Genomic DNA, 16,529 nt, shown 5'->3' on the forward strand with positions numbered 1-16,529 from the left:
TATTTAGAATGTCTAAAAACTTACTTGAACATATTAATACTCCGGCTGACTTAAAGAAACTTACAATTGAAGAATTGAAAGGATTAGCTGTGGAGTTGAGAGAATTTATTATTGATATAGTTGCTAGTAAAGAAGGGCATCTAGGAGCGAGCTTAGGAGTGGTAGAATTAACGATTGCACTACATTATGTATTTGATACTCCTGTCGATAATTTAGTTTGGGATGTTGGGCATCAGGCCTATGGGCATAAACTACTAACAGGTAGACAACAAGCATTCCATACCAATAGACAAAAAGGTGGTATTAGTGGATTCCCTTTAAGAGAGGAGAGTGTTTATGATGCTTTTGGAGTAGGACATTCTTCTACTGCTATTTCTGCTATTTTAGGTATGGCTATCGCAGCTAAGTTAAAAGGGGAAGAAGATAGATGTCATATTGCCGTTGTTGGTGATGCGTCTATTGCGTCAGGAATGGCGTTTGAAGGATTGAATCATGCTGGTGTGACAGATACTAATATGCTGGTGGTGCTTAATGATAATGCTATAGGTATAGATCCTAGTGTAGGCGCATTAAAAGATTATTTGACAGCAGTAAAGGATGGAAGTAATCCACGGGCAAATAATATGATTAAGTCTCTAAACTTTGATTATCACGGACCAATAGATGGCCATGATTTACCTAGATTGATAAAAGAACTCGAAAGATTAAAGAATATAAAAGGGCCTAAGTTTCTACATGTTATTACAACAAAAGGAAAAGGGCTAAAACAAGCAGAAGAAGATCAGGTGAAATACCACGCTCCTGGTAAGTTTAATAAAGACACAGGAGAGTTAATACCTAAAAAAGAAAGTGAGTTTCCTTCTAAGTTTCAAGATGTTTTTGGATTGACTTTGGTCGAGCTTGCAGAGGCTAATGAGAAGATAGTAGGTATTACTCCTGCGATGCCTACAGGTAGTTCATTAAAGTTTATGATGGACGCTTATCCAGATAGAGCAATAGATGTTGGGATAGCAGAACAGCATGCAGTAACATTAGCTGCAGGTATGGCTACAGAAGGTCTAATACCGTTCTGTGCTATATATTCTACTTTTTTACAACGTGCATATGATCAGGTTATCCATGATGTAGCTTTACAAAATCTTCCTGTTATATTTTGTTTAGATAGGGCAGGATTAGTGGGTGAGGATGGTGCTACACATCAGGGGGTGTATGATATTGCTTATTTAAATTGCATTCCTAATATGATTATTGCAGCACCTTTAAATGAGTTAGAACTGCGTAATTTATTGTACACAGCTCAATTAGGTCTAAACCATCCGATAGCAATACGTTATCCTAGAGGAAAAGGTGTTATTGAATATTCTTGGAAATTGCCATTTGAGAAAATTAATGTAGGAAGTGTTTCTCAAATCAAAAAAGGAAATAAATTTGCATTTATCTCTACAGGAACTATTGGTAATAATGTAGTTAGAGCAATAGAGTTTTGTGATAGTACTGAGTGGTCACATTATCATTTTATGTTTGTAAAACCATTGAATGAGGAGGTATTACATCGTATCTGTCAGGAGCATGAAAGGATAGTGACATTAGAAGATGGAACTGTAATAGGAGGTTTTGGTAGTATAGTAAGCCAGTTTGTTACCAAGTATTATCCTCATATTGCGGTAGAAATATTAGGAATAAAAGATACATTTATAGAACATGCAACTGTGTTAGAACAACAACAGTTATGTGGAATAGATATAGAAAGTATAGTTGCAATAATAAAGAATTAAGTTTTGGGAAAGATTAAGAAAGGTTTACTTGGTTTAGTTGTATTAGGGAGTTGTTTACAGACGTATGGACAAGAAACGACAGAAAGTAAACAACCAGAAAATAAGAATGTTCAAAATGTAAAGAAAGATACTTTGCGTATAGAAGAGAACCCATATAATCCATTGATGGGAGTGATTCCATATAAAGATTATAGTGGAGGGACGATTATATACGATAAGAATGATAGAGGAGAGCCTTTCTTAAAACCTGCAGTGTATGTAGAGAGAAAGAAACCTAAAATGAATAAGATAAAGACCAATTATAATCCTAATATAAATTTAAGCCTTTTACCTATTAACAATGAAATAATTGGCTATTGGGAAAAAGAAAACCGCTTAGGGTTAGACTTTAATCAGATTGCTTTTGTCAATTGGAGTGCTGGGGGAGATAACTCTATTTCAGGGCTTTTAAAAGGAGAATTTGGACGTAAGTATATTAAGGGGCGTTTATTGTGGGAGAATACTTTAAATGTGAGATATGGGCTTAATAAGCAGTCTGGAAGAGAATCTCGTAAGACAGATGATGTATTAGAATTAAACTCTGCTTTTGGGTATAAGTCTTCTGCAATTTCTGATTGGTATTATGTAGCGAAGCTAAACTTTAAAACGCAGTTTACCAACGGATATAATTATCCTGACACTGATAATCCTGTATCAGCTTGGTTTGCGCCTGCATACTTATTCGTCGGGGTCGGAGCGGAGTATATAGATCCTAAGACAGAGATGAAGTTTTATATTTCACCATTAACGCATAAAGCAACATTCGTTTTAGATCAGACATTAGCAGATCAAGGAGCATTCGGTGTGACTAAAGCAGAGAAAGATGACTTAGGTAATATTATTAGACGTGGATCTAATCATAAAGCAGAAATAGGTTTTTTATTGAGTAGTGAATGGAAGAGAGAGATATTTAAAAATATGTTTTATCAACATAAACTAACTTTGTATAGTGATTATCTAAACAACTTTGGTAATGTAAATGTCATGTTTGAAATGAAGTTAGACCTTAAGGTTAATGATTATGTACGTGCTAATGTAGGAACGTATATGATTTATGATGATAATGTAAAGAATAAAGTGATGAGGGATGGTGTGCAGGTTATGGAAGGTCCTAAGCTGCAGTTTAAACAAACTTTAGGAGTAGGATTAACTTACGCGTTTTAATTCTAAGAAGCTATGAGAAAATTACTAGTTATAGGTATTATATTGTTGAGCGGTTTTATGGCTCATGGACAAGAATACATTGAGTCAAACGAAAATATAAATGAAGCTGTTCAGGATTCTTTAAAAACAGTTGATTTTAAATATAGAGAAGATCAGTTTTACTTCGGTATCACACATACTTTAATGCAAGATAAACCTGCTGGCTTTTCTCCAAGTTCTGTATCTATAGGAATGAATGGAGGTTTTTTAAGAGATTTTCCTATTAATAAATCTAGAACAGTGGCTATAGCACCTGGAGTAGGATACTCGTATCTAAACTTAAGAGGTAATCTGGGAATTACAGCAGAGAATGAACATATTATTTTAGGTTCTTATAAGAAAAGTAGTTTATCATTACATGCTATTGATTTTCCTATTGAACTTCGTTGGAGAAACTCAACACCATATAGTCATAAGTTTTGGCGTGTTTATTTAGGATTTAAGGCTAGTTATGTTTTCGGAGATCGTACGAAAACGACTACAGGTGATTACTCTGCTACATTTAAGGGGGATCCTAATGTGAATAAATGGTTGTATGGAGTTTATCTATCAGCAGGATTTAATACATGGAATGTTTATATGTATTATGGATTGAATAATGTATATAAAGATGAGGTATTGAAGTGGGATTCTAATAAACTAAGACTTCTAAATGTAGGAGTAATGTTCTATATTTTATAGTTGATAAAAATATAGACTAGTGAAGGTATAATCCCAATACAAAAACCTTGAATAATTTCTTTAGATGTATGTGCTCTAAGTAGTAATCTAGAACAAGCAACTATCCCGATTAAAAAGACGAAAAGAATTACCCCAATAATATTAGGTTGTTGTAGTTCCACTAGTACATAAATGTAAAACATAAAACTAGTAACTAATGTAGTGATATGGACACTTGACTTCTGTTTTAGTAACCCAAATAATAGAAGTAGGAGATAACTATTCATTAACCCCCAAATATATAAGCGTATTGTATAAGCACTATTGTTATATAGAATATAATCCTTTAGCATAAACAGTAAAACAATGTTGATGATAAAAGGGATGATACGCTCTTTTCTTGAGCTGACCATAACAGAAGTATTGACAAGCTTAAGAGATCTCAACAAAAAGTAAATACATATAGGCAATAGGCAGGTTGTAATTAGAACTTGCCCTAATATAATAGACATTTCTACTGAAGAAAAGTAGAAATGAGCCAATGAAAAATACAATAAAGTCGTTAAGAAAGGGACTGTTATTGGATGAAAAATATAAGAGAATAATTTCGCTGTTTTTTTCATTTAATAATCAGTATTAAATACGTTTACGCATTCTCGCTACAGGAATGTCTAATTGTTCTCTATATTTAGCTACTGTACGTCTAGCGATAGGGTATCCTTTGTCTTTAAGTAACTCTGCTAGCTTGTCATCAGGATAAGGTTTTTTCTTGTCCTCTTCACCGATGATATTTTGTAGTATCTTTTTAATTTCTAATGTAGAGACTTCCTCACCTTGATCATTAACCATTGCTTCAGAGAAGAAGTTCTTGATTAATTTAGTACCATAAGGTGTATCTACATATTTACTGTTAGCTACCCTTGACACGGTAGAGATATCTAGTCCTACTAAATCAGCAATGTCTTTTAAGATCATTGGCTTTAGTTTGGTCTCATCTCCTGTCAGAAAGTATTCTTCTTGGTATTCAACGATAGCGTGCATGGTTACAAATAATGTTTCTTGACGCTGTTTTATTGCGTCGATAAACCATTTAGCACCATCTAGCTTTTGTTTGATGAATTGTACAGCATCTTTCTGTGCACTAGAAGATTTTGCAGATTCCTTATACGACTGTAGCATCTCTTGATAATCTTTAGAGACGTGAAGTTCAGGTGCGTTTCTTCCATTTAATAAAAGCTCAAGTTCACCTTCATTAATCTTAATTGTAAAGTCGGGCACTACATGTTCTATAGTGCGTTCATTACCGATATAAGCTCCTCCTGGTTTTGGATTTAGTTTTTCTATTTCATCGATAGCGTTTCTAAGTTTTTCTTTAGAAACACCATATCTCTGTAATAGTTTATCGTAATGTTTTTTTGTAAAAGCATCGAATTGATCTGCTATAATTTCCGTAGCTAGATCTACAGCATCTGACTGTGTTTTGTGTTTTAACTGTAACAGAAGACACTCTTGTAAGTCTCTAGCGCCTACACCAGCAGGGTCTAGTTCTTGTACGATTAGTAATATTCTTTCTACAGTCTCTTCGTCAGTATAGATACCTTGAGTGAATGCTAAGTCATCTACTAGATCTTGAGTTTCACGTCTTAAGTATCCCATATCATCGATACTTCCCACTAAGAACTCTGCAATCTTTCTGTCGCTATCATTTAACATGAAGGTGTTTAATTGATTTAACAGATCTTGATGAAATGATTCATGTGCGATGATAGGCATTTCGTACTCATCATCATCTTTACTGTAGTTATTCGCTTGTAATTTATAGTCAGGAGTTTCATCATCACTTAGATATTCATCTATATTGATGTCTTCTGCTTCTATGCGTTCATTGTCATAATCTTCAAAGTCATTGTCAAATTCATCTACGTCTGTAGACTCATTTTCTTTACCAGTCTCTAGCGCAGGATTCTCAATTAGCTCTTCCTTCAGCCTTTGTTCAAAAGCTAAAGTGGGTAATTGTATTAACTTCATCAACTGGATTTGTTGAGGAGATAATTTTTGAGATAATTTGAGTTGTAAACTTTGTTTAAGCATTCTTTTGAATATTAATTACAAATAAAAAAAATGTTTACTTTAAAACATAATCTTTTTCAAATTTAATGAAAATATGTGATAAAGTAAACACTTTTATAAAGGTATTATGATGTTAGAACTCTGCGTTCTGCGGTGTTCTAGGGAAAGGAATTACGTCTCTAATATTCGTCATTCCTGTCGCAAATAATACAAGACGTTCAAAACCAAGTCCAAACCCACTGTGAGGAGCTGTTCCGAATTTTCTTGTATCTAGGTACCACCAAAGTTCTTCTTTGTCAATGCCCATTTTTTCAATTTTCTCTAAAAGAACATCGTAGCGCTCTTCTCTTTGAGAACCTCCTACAATCTCTCCGATACCAGGGAATAAGATATCCATTGCTCTTACTGTTTTACCATCTTCATTCATTCTCATGTAGAATGCTTTGATTTCAGCTGGGTAGTCAAATAAGATTACTGGACACTTAAAGTGTTTTTCTACTAAGTAACGCTCGTGCTCACTTTGTAAGTCTGCACCCCATCCATCGATAATATATTTAAACTTCTTGTTCTTATTAGGCTTACAGTTTCTTAAGATATCTACAGCCTCAGTATAACTAACACGTTTAAAGTTGTTATCTACTACGAAGCGAAGTTTTTCTAATAGACTCATTTCACTGCGTTCAGCTTGAGGTTTTGTTTTTTCTTCATCTTGTAAACGCTTATCTAAGAAAGCTAAGTCATCAGCACATTTATCTAATACGTAGTTGATTACATATTTGATAAAGTCTTCTGCTAAGTCCATATTGTCGTCTAAGTTATTAAACGCAACTTCTGGTTCGATCATCCAGAACTCTGCTAAGTGACGAGATGTATTTGAGTTCTCAGCACGGAAAGTAGGTCCGAATGTATATACTGAACCTAATGCCATAGCATAAGTTTCAGCTTCTAATTGTCCAGATACAGTTAAGTTAGTAGTCTTTCCAAAGAAATCTTGTGAGAAGTCTATCTTTCCTTCTTCTGTACGAGGTAGATTATTTAAGTCTAAGTTCGTTACTCTGAACATTTCTCCTGCTCCTTCTGCATCAGATCCTGTAATGATAGGTGCATTGAAATAGAAGAATCCATTTTCTTGGAAATATTTATGTACAGCATAAGATAAAACACTACGCACTCTCATAATCGCTCCAAATACATTTGTACGGATTCTCAAGTGAGCATTCTCACGTAAGAACTCTAGAGAGTGTTTCTTAGGTTGTATCGGATACTCTTCTGGATTTGCTTCTCCGTATACTTTAAGATTTTCAACTTGTATTTCTACAGTTTGACCAGCCCCTTGGCTCTCTACTAATGTTCCTCTAACTGAGATTGCAGCTCCTGTGTGAATCTTTTTTAACAACTCTGCTGGGAACTTATCTAAATCAACAACACATTGAATATTGTTAATCGTAGATCCATCATTCAAGGCGATAAATTGGTTATTTCTAAACGTTTTTACCCATCCTTTTGCTTTAACTTCATGGAGTAGACCTTTGCCTGCCAGTAGATCGTTAATTTTCGTATGTTTCATCGTGATTTATAATTTTAATAATCAGTGTCTTATTTAGACAATTTCAAATACTTGCAAAAATAGTAAAATATTGTGTATTATGGAATAAAGAAATTGTCATAATGAGGTAATAATTATGAGAGAATAAAGAATTCGTCGATTATAGATAAGGAATAGAAGTGCTCTAATCGTAGTGAAGAGTAGAGAACTATGTAATGAACGAGTGTTAGAAGGGAGAAGCAAAAGAAAAGCAGCCTAACCATAGACTGCTTTTTAAACGATTATTTAGCGTTTTTCTTTTTGTTGATTCTGTCTTCCGCTTTTTTCATAGCAGCTTGTTGAGAAGTAATATTGTGCTCTTTAGCATAATTAAGAACTTCTAACGTGGTGTTATAGATGTTTTCAGTGCGTTTTAAAGCTTCATCTAAGCCATAATGAACAATCTCACCAAAAACATTAATAATTCCTCCTGCATTGATTAAAAAGTCCGGAGCATAGACGATACCTCGTTCTTGTAGTCTTTTGCCGTGTATAGCTTCTACTGCTAATTGATTATTAGCTGCTCCTGCTATTACTTTTGCTTTGATTTTTTCGATAGTATCATCATTGATAGTTGCTCCTAAGGCACAAGGAGAATAAATATCTACTTCTTCTGAGTATAGGTCTGTACCTGTAAATATCTTAGTATTGTATTTTTTAGCAACTTCAGCTACTCTCTCTTCATTGATATCTGTGATTGTAACTATAGCTCCACTAGCAGTTAAGTGTTTTACTAATGTCTCGCCGACATTACCTATTCCTTGTACTAGCACTTTTTTGCCTTCTAGGTTATCTGATCCGAACTGATAATGTACTGCAGCCTTTAATCCCATAAATACGCCATAAGCAGTCACTGGTGATGGGTTGCCTGATCCTCCTAGACTTTCTGATATACCAGTCACATGAGGTGTAATGGTATGGATTAGATCCATATCAGCAGTAGTAGTCCCTACGTCTTCAGCTGTGATATATCTACCACTAAGAGAGTTGACATATTGAGCAAAAGCTTTGATGAGTTCTGGGCTTTTATCCTTTTTAGAATCTCCCATGATTACAGCTTTTCCTCCTCCTAAGTCTAGTCCAGAGATAGCAGATTTATAAGTCATTCCTCTAGAGAGGCGCAGCACATCATTTAGTGCTTCCCACTCTGATGCATAGTTCCACATTCTAGTTCCACCTAGTGCAGGACCTAATGTAGTGTTGTGTATACCGATGATTGCTTTTAAACCAGAATCTTTATCATGGCAGAACATGATTTGCTCGTGATTATCAAAGGATAGTTGACCAAATACAGGTGCTATCTTTTTGAGCTCTTCTGGTGAATAGATTGTTGTATTCATAATCAATGTATTTTGGTGTTAGTTATCTATAAAGATAAGTAAAATGTGTTGATTATGAGTGTGGTAACTTTTGTTTCCAATAAAAATAAGGATATCGCAATAACAACTCTCTAATTAGAAAGTATATGACAAAAAAAAATCCGCATACTTGCGGATTTTTTTAAACTTTCATGATTTCTGCTTCTTTTACTGCAAGAATATCATCTATTTTTTTTACGTAACCATCAGTTAATTTCTGAACTCTTTCTTCAGCATCTTTACAGATATCTTCAGATGTTCCGTTTTTCTCTTCTTTTTTGATATCGTTATTTGCGTCTTTACGCGCATTTCTGATACCTACTTTAGCATCATCTGCTTCAGATTTAGCTTGTTTAGCTAAGTCTTTACGTCTCTCCTCTGTTAATGCAGGGATATTGATGATAATGTTGTCTCCGTTATTCATCGGATTTAACCCTAGATTAGCGATCATAATCGCTTTTTCGATAGGTTGTAACATGTTTTTCTCCCATGGGGTAACTGTTAATGTACGTGCATCAGCTGCATTTACATTCGCTACTTGAGATAGTGGAGTCTGTGATCCGTAGTAGTCTACGAATACTGCTCCTAACATCTGTGGAGATGCTTTCCCAGCACGGATGTTTAATAATGTTTTTTCTAAGTGAGCTACAGTATTGTCCATAGACTCTTTGGCAGCGTCGATTATTAAATTGATTTCTTCTGTCATAACTATAGATTAATTAACGTTTACGGATACAGTAGTTCCTACTGAATCTTCTCCTTGGCAAACTTTTAATAAATTATCTTGTTTATTCATATCGAATACTACGATAGGCAATTCATTCTCTCTACTTAGAGTAAATGCTGTAGTATCCATTACATTTAGTCCTTTTGTCAAACAATCGCTGAAAGAGATTTTTTCAAATTTAACTGCTGTAGGATCTTTTTCTGGATCTGCAGTATATACACCATCCACTCTTGTTCCTTTTAAGATTACATCAGCGTTAATCTCTACTCCTCTTAATACAGCAGCTGTATCAGTAGTGAAGTAAGGGTTACCTGTACCAGCACCGAAGATTACGATTCTTCCTTTTTCTAAGTGACGAACAGCTCTTCTCTTGATATAAGGTTCTGCTACAGCCTCTATTTTTAAGGCAGTTTGTAATCTAGTTAACATTCCAGCAGCTTCTAATGCTCCTTGTAATGCCATACCATTGATAATGGTAGCAAGCATTCCCATGTAGTCACCTTGTACTCGGTCCATTCCTACATTTGCTCCAGCAACGCCTCTAAAAATATTTCCTCCACCTATTACAATCGCAATTTCAACACCTAAATCGTGAACTTTTTTTACTTCAGCAGCATACTCTGCTAATTTCTTAGGATCAATACCATATTGTTGATCTCCCATTAAGGCTTCTCCACTTAATTTTAGTAGAATTCTTTTGTACTTCATTGAAAGATATTTTTAAAGTTTTGCAAATATAAAGATTATATGCTTCTATGGAATAGCTTTTTTAAAAATATGTTGATTCTCTTCGAATGTCTCTTTCGCTGTTTGATATCCTAAGTCATAAATCTCATCCATTTTCTTTTTACTGCGTTCGAAGGTAGAGTAGAGTGTAAGCTCTTTGGGCTCTATAAGCCAGTCACATAGTTTGCTTAACTTAGCATTATTGATCGTTGTCATCAGTTCATATGCTCTGAAGGTTACAGATCGTATAGACGTTAGACTATCAGCACTTACTTGTTGAATAGGTGTCACATTACTTCCGATGATATAGTCACATTTGCTTTTTAGGAGCTCGATAGGGAAGTTATTGATAATTCCTCCATCGCTATATATTTTATTACCTATCTGATAAGGTGAGAATATACCTGGAAAGGCACTAGAGGCAAGGATTGCATCCACTACCTTTGTCTTCTTGTTAAATACGTGCAATTTTCCATTGACGATATCAGTAGCGTTAATGTATACAGGAATGTCTAATTCACCAATGGTTAAGTCTCCAAATACTTTGTTTAGGTATTTATCAAATGCGTTTACATCCATTAACCCTGCTTTCTTTAGAGTGAAGTGTTGCCAGTTGAAGATATTGACAGATTTAAAGAACATTAATATCTCTTTAGGTTCTATGCCTCTTGCGTATAAGGATGAGACAATAGAGCCTGCACTAGTACCTGCTAGATAGTCTGGTTTGATATGTTGTTCGTCTAGAAACTGTAATACTCCTGCATGGGCTATTCCTTTATAACCACCACCTGATAACACTAATCCGATTTTGGTTTTATGTATCATAATTTAAATTATTAAGCACGTCTAAAATGATCTATTCTATTAAGAAATACGTTACCCTAAGCTATTAACGGTCTAAACATGTCACTTAGGTGTTAAATTTGCTTGGACAAATTACCTCTCTGACTTTTGTCATCATTTTATTTACTGTAAAAGGTTTATCTTTGGTAATAACAAACAATAAAAGTACACAAAATGATAAACATTGATTCAAAATACATTGACAAAAGTTTTAGTTATACTGAATTTAGACAATTTGTTACTGATGCACTGACTAATGATAAAGCTTCTCTAGAGCTAAGCGACGATTATTTAGCTTATGCAGAGCTGAATGAGGCTAGACTTCACCGTTTAGACAAGACCATGAAGGTAGAAGAAGAAGTAGCTAATAAGTTAATTAGCTTAAAGAAAAAGTACACTTGGATAGTGATAACGGAATGTTGGTGTGGAGATGCCGCTCAGATCGTACCTATTCTTAATAAGATGGCTGAAGTAACTCCTAATATTGAGATGAGATTAGTATTGAGAGATAAGAATCTAGAACTGATGGATGCATTCTTAACGAATGGAGGTAGAGCTATCCCAAAGATGATCATTGTAGAACAAGATACTTTAAAAGTATTAGGACACTGGGGACCAAGACCTGCTTTAGGACAAAAAGTAGTGACAGATTATAAAGCTGCTCATGGTGTAGTAGACGAAGCTGGTAAAGTAGAACTACAGAAGTGGTACACGAAAGATAAAGGACATGAAGTACAAAAAGAAGTAATCGAGTTAATGACTTCTTTTGAATAATAACTAAAAAAACGCTCTTTCAAGTTTTTGAAAGAGCGTTTTTTGTTTGATTTCAGTATGACAGAAGCTATCTATAGCCTATTATATAATGTCATCAATACAGTGTGTAAAACTATCTAATGATAGGGCCTATGATGTTTAGCCTAGGGTCTAATGACATTCCAGCAGGATTACATCCAGGTGCTCCTTCAGGTATAGTCTGTCCTAATTTTTCAAAGTATGTTGCCCATACAGGGAATGTTTCTTTAGTGTACTTTGACTTATACGTCATTGGGTATAGATAGAAAAAACTTTTATTCTTATTAGATGCTTTAAAGGCTTCATAGATAAGTTCTGAACAGTAGTATTTACCATTAGCATATAGATAATTGACATCATAAGGAACACCTACTTGTTTTATAGCAAATTCCTTTGCAGCAGGAATTAGTTTAGTCAGTTTACCTTTTAGACGACCTATGTACATAGGTTCTTTTGTTTTGTTTAGGAAGTCTTCCATCGGCGTAATACATACTTCAGGCCAAGTAGCTTCTATGACTTGTAGACTACCCTCGTGTTCTATAACCATCCCCATATGATTAAAGTTTAAATCATTATAACCAAAAGTTACTTCATTAATAGCATCACATAAGGGACCACAATCTATGTTTTGAAAAATAAGGTCACCTTCTTGATATTCTGTTTTTTGTCCCCAAGATAGTTGTGTGATAAAAATAAATAGGAAAAGTATATTACGCATAAGTTATGTTTTTAACCCAAAACAGATAGTAAATAAAGGCAGAGGTGTAACTATGACTATTTATTATCATTGTTCTAATGTGATATTAGAGGTGATAAAAGCAGGATAGGATACACTTAGTTAGTGCTATTTATCTATTATTTATTTTGGTTTTAGGCAAAGATAGGTGGAACATTACTGATTTTCAAATCGTTTTAACCATTAGTATGAATGGTTTACTAAGAAAAAGCCATGCTTTACTTATTTGTGGTGGGTGAAGAGTATTAGTATGCCTATTTTCGTGCTAAGAAAAAAATGTTATGTCGTTGATTATAAATAATAAAAAGTGTGTTTTATCTATACTAGGGCTTTTTCTTTTATTAGGCTGCAAAAAAGTAAAAGAGGATCCTAAAGGAATTGATGATTACCAGAAGTTAGAGAAAATGGAATATACCCCAAATGAAAAAGAAAGTGAATTATCATTCTTTCTTGTGGAAGGGATGGATCGCGAAGGCTTGCATTATACTGGTGAAGTAAAACTAAAAGGAGATGTCGGTGCTGGGTATATAGCGAGTGACAGTCTAGGTATTCGATTTTATATCGAGATAGAACGCTCTCAGGAAGGAGGTCTTTTAGGCATGGATACCAATGGTAATGTCTATCAACTTGCTTTTAAAAGAGAAGAGTAAAAGGCATGATGATTTAACTGTAAGATGATTACAACTTATAGGATCGTAGTAAAGTAGGTAGGAATATTCATTTTATCACTCCCTCTATCTCTCCTCAGCCTTCAGTGCTTCTAAGACAGACCGCGCTCCATAAATAACCCCTTCATGCGTATTATTACTCGAAGAATATTCTCTTGGCTTTATTTCTTTTATGATTTTCTTTCTGACTTGACGGATGAGCCCAGGTGGTAGTTCTTTTTTAGTTGTGGACTCTTCTTCCATAAGAGAGCTAGGAGGTGAAGATTCAATTATATTATCTGCTGTAGGTACAAGTGTTCTCTCGTTTTCAGTTCTCCTATTCCCAGTTTCTCTGTTCTCATTTTTCTCATTCTCTGTTCCCTTGTTACTTGTTCCACGGTTCCCAGTTTCCATACTCTCCGTTCCCTCGTTTCCCGTTCCCTCGTTTCCCGTTTCCTCAAATCCAGTTCCCTCGTTCCCTGTTTTCTGTTCCCTGTTTTCTGCTTCTAAGATCCCATGAAAACAACTTGTACTATGTACGCTACCGTCTTGTGCTTTCCACATACTCCACAGATAGACTCTTCCTTCTTGCCATTCCTTAGGTAAAGAGAAGTGAGCATATCTATCTTTGCGTTGCCCGATAGTAGGGATGGTTGTGAATTGGTCTAATTCTTCGTGATACGCCATGATTGTTAGTACGTCTGTATCGAGCGTTAGCGGATTGATCAGATGATTATCCCATTGTACTTTTAGCTTTCCAGTTTTGAGTCTACTTATTTTCTTAATCACAGCAGGAGCAAGAGTTCCGATAGAGAGTAGCACCTTGTCTATTTGTACATATTGCTCTCCTTCATGCATTGCGATGCCTTGTTTCATCAGTCTAGAAATCATTTGTTCTTTTCCTGTCATCCATTTCTCTCCGTTGTACACCGCAGGGCAATGCGCATTGACAAAATCCTTGAATTTACTAGCAAAGGTAGATACGAGACTCATCTTATCCCATTGTTTTAGCTGGGCTTCTGTCGCTTTTTTGCTTGATTTTAGCGGCTTAGCGCGGAGTATATTTCTCCCTCTCCAGAGTACCCCTACTACGGTTCCTACCTTTCCTACTACAGTACCTAATATTCCTTCTTTGATTTCTGCCATGATTATCTCTTTTTTTGGTTATTACAAGGTATAAAATACTGATACATGATTATTTAACTGTTCAAACAATCGATAAAAGAAGCCATCATAGTGTACATCACACTTTATAAAAATGAGAACCTAAAATGAAGAATATCAAAGAGAGTGATTTTGCCTTCTATAGAACCTATTTTGAATATCTTATGATCACCTATCGTTTTCATAAAAGAAGAATAGAAGAAGTATAAAAGGAGTATTATTGGGCAAAAATTGCTTTACCCCCGTTATCATCCTAGTATTGTCCTATAATTGTCCAAGGAAAGGCTTCTATGGTGTAGTTTTACTGACTTTGTCGAATGGTTGGTATAATTAGGATTTTTAATAAATGATTGATATACAGGTTGTAATGTTTTTATGTAATTAAAAAAAATTAGAAAAAAGGAACCTTTAGTAGGATTGCCCTTCTCTAAATGGAAACCAATGAAGGAAAGAAGAGAAATTAGAGAGGGTATTCTTATTTTTTGATTGTAATCAGAGAGATAAAGAGAAAAAGTGTTTTTAAATTTTTGGGTAATGTGATGTCGCGGATTATAAATCCGCGCCAACGAGTCTATTGAGTTAATTCTGTAAGTCAGTGATTTAAGTTTACTCATTCGTTATCTATGTCACACTGACGATAGGAAGGGTCTCACACGTAACGCTACAATCATGTAGGATGGGATTCTTCGCAGGCTCAGAAATACAATAGGTGTAAACGATACGATACAAAAAAAAGCTACAAGATATCTTGTAGCTTTTTGATTATATATTGTCAGCGATTGCTTTTAATACCTGTTCTTCGAACTTTTTAGGAATGACTTGAATGATGATATCAAAGTCTCTGATTTTGCTTTTGGGTAAGGCGCTCAGAGGTACTTCAGAGGTTACTTTGTTTCCAAAGTCATAAACTAGAGATTAGATATAAGTCACTTAGCCTATCATATCAATAGTTAGTCTGTCTCGTCATTTCAGTACATTATGGCGAAGATAAATATCCTTAATTCCTAATTAAGTGAGGCGTTCTCCATTCTACTTTATATCTCATAATACTCGTGTTCCCATGTAGACTTAGGATTCCAGTTTATTAGGCTGTCTCCATATTTTTCTTTTTGATACGCCTGCATTAGTTTTAATTTCTCTGGTATTTCATTCCAGTTGGGTATTGCAGATTGATTGCGTTTGCCTTTTAAGATAGCATCTACACTAGCATAGATACGCTCTGGTTGTATCCAATGAGTAAAAGGAGTGATGTCGATTAGTTTAGACATAGTCAGAGCATCAATATCTTCCGTGTAGTGTTTGTCTATGGTATCTAGAATATTCATTAGATAACTGTATTGTTCTTGTACAAAGTCTACGCCACATATAGCGCCATGACCAGGAACTACTATTTCGGGTTTGATCTCATTGATAATACGATCTAATACTTTTACCCAATTTATGATGCCTTTTTCACTATAAGCAGAACATCCATTGAATACCACATCTCCTGCGAAGAGTACTTTCTCCTTTGGCATCCATAAGAGTACATCACTATTAGAGTGGGATGGAGCTACATTTAGTAATTGTAACTCAGTGTTGCCAAGGTTGATAATCGTGTCATCAGTTATTTGTATATCTGGATTTATCCATTCAACTCCTGTCAAATCAAAACCTTCAAATTCGGCAGCGAAGAAGCGTTCCCCAATAGTAGACTCTAATGAGTCTTTACCGCGTTTAATGACAGCATCCATCCATTGAATATTCTCTGTCAGACGCTCTTGTACTGCGTTGTGATGCATAATGATACACGAGTCTTCAAATACCTTGTTTCCCCATGTATGATCACTATTGTAGTGAGAGTTTACTACATAAGCAGGAGTTTTATTATTACTTATTTCGGTATATGCCTCTTTCATTTCTTGTGCATGAAATAGGTCAAAGAACGTATCGTATACCAGACCTTTTCCACGGTTAATGAAACCAGCATTAGCCCAACTTATTCCTCTGTATGGTGATATAGCAGCGAATACATTATCTGCTATTTCGTAGACTTTTATCCTTTGTTTTTGGATAACTCTTCCTCTTTTCTTTAAGTTGTTCATAGCTATATGTTTAAATGATTTGTAATACAAAATTAAGATGATAATTAGAAAAGAAATGCACAATATAATGGTTAATAATATGCAATTTGTTATCTTGTAGTTATGGGATTTATATTTGAG

15 protein-coding genes are annotated in these 16,529 nt (G+C 34.9%); 5 read left to right on the forward strand and 10 right to left on the reverse strand.

Features of this window, described 5'->3' with window-relative positions; genetic code table 11:
* Positions 1–8: 8 nt before the first annotated feature.
* Genes BK054_RS07880 through BK054_RS07890 form a run of 3 tightly spaced genes read left to right on the forward strand, consistent with a single transcriptional unit; the run spans position 9 to position 3,698 of the window.
* Positions 9–1,775, forward strand: a complete 1,767-nt coding sequence (locus BK054_RS07880) for a 1-deoxy-D-xylulose-5-phosphate synthase (protein ID WP_058699261.1) — start codon at positions 9–11, stop codon at positions 1,773–1,775.
* Between the two features lie 3 nt (positions 1,776–1,778).
* Positions 1,779–2,978, forward strand: coding sequence for a DUF3078 domain-containing protein (locus tag BK054_RS07885; protein WP_025125404.1), 1,200 nt, complete (start codon positions 1,779–1,781; stop codon positions 2,976–2,978).
* 12 nt (positions 2,979–2,990) lie between these two features.
* Positions 2,991–3,698, forward strand: a complete 708-nt coding sequence (locus BK054_RS07890; protein WP_025125403.1) for a porin family protein — start codon at positions 2,991–2,993, stop codon at positions 3,696–3,698.
* Here the strand turns inward: BK054_RS07890 and BK054_RS07895 are convergent.
* The 7 genes from BK054_RS07895 to BK054_RS07925 all read right to left on the reverse strand — a co-directional run bounded on the left by BK054_RS07895 (position 3,686) and on the right by BK054_RS07925 (position 10,968).
* Positions 3,686–4,090 carry a phosphatase PAP2 family protein gene (locus BK054_RS07895; protein ID WP_225581563.1) on the reverse strand — a complete coding sequence of 135 codons (405 nt, stop codon included), beginning with the start codon at positions 4,088–4,090 and terminating at the stop codon, positions 3,686–3,688. The two genes, BK054_RS07890 and BK054_RS07895, sit on opposite strands and share 13 nt — an antisense overlap.
* Before the next feature lie 223 nt (positions 4,091–4,313).
* Positions 4,314–5,768 (reverse strand): RNA polymerase factor sigma-54, encoded by a 1,455-nt coding sequence (gene rpoN / locus BK054_RS07900; RefSeq protein ID WP_006257389.1) that lies wholly within the window; start codon positions 5,766–5,768, stop codon positions 4,314–4,316.
* Between the two features lie 112 nt (positions 5,769–5,880).
* Positions 5,881–7,314 (reverse strand): asparagine--tRNA ligase, encoded by a 1,434-nt coding sequence (asnS, locus tag BK054_RS07905; protein ID WP_006257388.1) that lies wholly within the window; start codon positions 7,312–7,314, stop codon positions 5,881–5,883.
* 260 nt (positions 7,315–7,574) lie between these two features.
* Complete coding sequence (locus tag BK054_RS07910; protein ID WP_006262789.1) at positions 7,575–8,672, reverse strand: Glu/Leu/Phe/Val dehydrogenase dimerization domain-containing protein; 1,098 nt, start codon at positions 8,670–8,672, stop codon at positions 7,575–7,577.
* A gap of 160 nt (positions 8,673–8,832) precedes the next feature.
* Positions 8,833–9,396: a ribosome recycling factor gene (gene frr, locus BK054_RS07915; RefSeq protein ID WP_006262790.1), complete on the reverse strand. Its 564-nt coding sequence runs from the start codon at positions 9,394–9,396 to the stop codon at positions 8,833–8,835.
* Between the two features lie 9 nt (positions 9,397–9,405).
* Positions 9,406–10,125, reverse strand: a complete 720-nt coding sequence (gene pyrH / locus BK054_RS07920) for a UMP kinase (RefSeq protein ID WP_006262791.1) — start codon at positions 10,123–10,125, stop codon at positions 9,406–9,408.
* A gap of 45 nt (positions 10,126–10,170) precedes the next feature.
* Entirely contained in the window at positions 10,171–10,968 is a 798-nt protein-coding gene (locus BK054_RS07925) for a patatin-like phospholipase family protein (protein ID WP_006266290.1), read from the reverse strand.
* Positions 10,969–11,160: 192 nt separating this feature from the next.
* On the opposite strand from BK054_RS07925, the gene BK054_RS07930 reads away from it, so the two are divergent.
* Positions 11,161–11,760: a thioredoxin family protein gene (locus BK054_RS07930; RefSeq protein ID WP_006262793.1), complete on the forward strand. Its 600-nt coding sequence runs from the start codon at positions 11,161–11,163 to the stop codon at positions 11,758–11,760.
* Positions 11,761–11,872: 112 nt separating this feature from the next.
* On the opposite strand, the gene BK054_RS07935 is transcribed toward BK054_RS07930, so the two are convergent.
* The gene (locus BK054_RS07935; protein WP_025125397.1) at positions 11,873–12,496 is read right to left on the reverse strand and encodes a YiiX/YebB-like N1pC/P60 family cysteine hydrolase; all 624 of its coding nucleotides are present in this window, start codon (positions 12,494–12,496) and stop codon (positions 11,873–11,875) included.
* A gap of 299 nt (positions 12,497–12,795) precedes the next feature.
* Here BK054_RS07935 and BK054_RS07940 point away from each other — a divergent pair, with 299 nt between their 5' ends.
* A complete protein-coding gene (locus BK054_RS07940) occupies positions 12,796–13,164 on the forward strand; it encodes a hypothetical protein (protein WP_006257381.1) in 369 nt (122 codons plus the stop codon).
* Positions 13,165–13,248: 84 nt separating this feature from the next.
* Here BK054_RS07940 and BK054_RS07945 read toward each other — a convergent pair whose 3' ends face one another.
* Both BK054_RS07945 and BK054_RS07950 read right to left on the reverse strand, forming a co-directional pair.
* The gene (locus tag BK054_RS07945; protein WP_058699263.1) at positions 13,249–14,307 is read right to left on the reverse strand and encodes a DUF6266 family protein; all 1,059 of its coding nucleotides are present in this window, start codon (positions 14,305–14,307) and stop codon (positions 13,249–13,251) included.
* A 1,052-nt stretch (positions 14,308–15,359) separates the two neighbouring features.
* Complete coding sequence (locus tag BK054_RS07950) at positions 15,360–16,409, reverse strand: MBL fold metallo-hydrolase (protein WP_006266294.1); 1,050 nt, start codon at positions 16,407–16,409, stop codon at positions 15,360–15,362.
* Positions 16,410–16,529: the final 120 nt, after the last annotated feature.

The sequence above is a fragment of the Myroides sp. ZB35 genome (genome assembly GCF_001865835.1).
Classification (GTDB): Bacteria; Bacteroidota; Bacteroidia; order Flavobacteriales; family Flavobacteriaceae; genus Flavobacterium; species Flavobacterium odoratimimum.

What these genes read in the sequence shown, in the direction of transcription:
- BK054_RS07880 (WP_058699261.1), top strand. Translation starts at nt 9, where the DNA reads ATGTCTAAAAACTTACTTGAACATATTAATACTCCGGCTGACTTAAAG.
- BK054_RS07890 (WP_025125403.1), top strand. Translation starts at nt 2,991, where the DNA reads ATGAGAAAATTACTAGTTATAGGTATTATATTGTTGAGCGGTTTTATG.
- BK054_RS07895 (WP_225581563.1), bottom strand. Translation starts at nt 4,090, where the DNA reads ATGGTCAGCTCAAGAAAAGAGCGTATCATCCCTTTTATCATCAACATT.
- rpoN (WP_006257389.1), bottom strand. Translation starts at nt 5,768, where the DNA reads ATGCTTAAACAAAGTTTACAACTCAAATTATCTCAAAAATTATCTCCT.
- asnS (WP_006257388.1), bottom strand. Translation starts at nt 7,314, where the DNA reads ATGAAACATACGAAAATTAACGATCTACTGGCAGGCAAAGGTCTACTC.
- BK054_RS07910 (WP_006262789.1), bottom strand. Translation starts at nt 8,672, where the DNA reads ATGAATACAACAATCTATTCACCAGAAGAGCTCAAAAAGATAGCACCT.
- frr (WP_006262790.1), bottom strand. Translation starts at nt 9,396, where the DNA reads ATGACAGAAGAAATCAATTTAATAATCGACGCTGCCAAAGAGTCTATG.
- pyrH (WP_006262791.1), bottom strand. Translation starts at nt 10,125, where the DNA reads ATGAAGTACAAAAGAATTCTACTAAAATTAAGTGGAGAAGCCTTAATG.
- BK054_RS07925 (WP_006266290.1), bottom strand. Translation starts at nt 10,968, where the DNA reads ATGATACATAAAACCAAAATCGGATTAGTGTTATCAGGTGGTGGTTAT.
- BK054_RS07930 (WP_006262793.1), top strand. Translation starts at nt 11,161, where the DNA reads ATGATAAACATTGATTCAAAATACATTGACAAAAGTTTTAGTTATACT.
- BK054_RS07935 (WP_025125397.1), bottom strand. Translation starts at nt 12,496, where the DNA reads ATGCGTAATATACTTTTCCTATTTATTTTTATCACACAACTATCTTGG.
- BK054_RS07940 (WP_006257381.1), top strand. Translation starts at nt 12,796, where the DNA reads ATGTCGTTGATTATAAATAATAAAAAGTGTGTTTTATCTATACTAGGG.
- BK054_RS07945 (WP_058699263.1), bottom strand. Translation starts at nt 14,307, where the DNA reads ATGGCAGAAATCAAAGAAGGAATATTAGGTACTGTAGTAGGAAAGGTA.
- BK054_RS07950 (WP_006266294.1), bottom strand. Translation starts at nt 16,409, where the DNA reads ATGAACAACTTAAAGAAAAGAGGAAGAGTTATCCAAAAACAAAGGATA.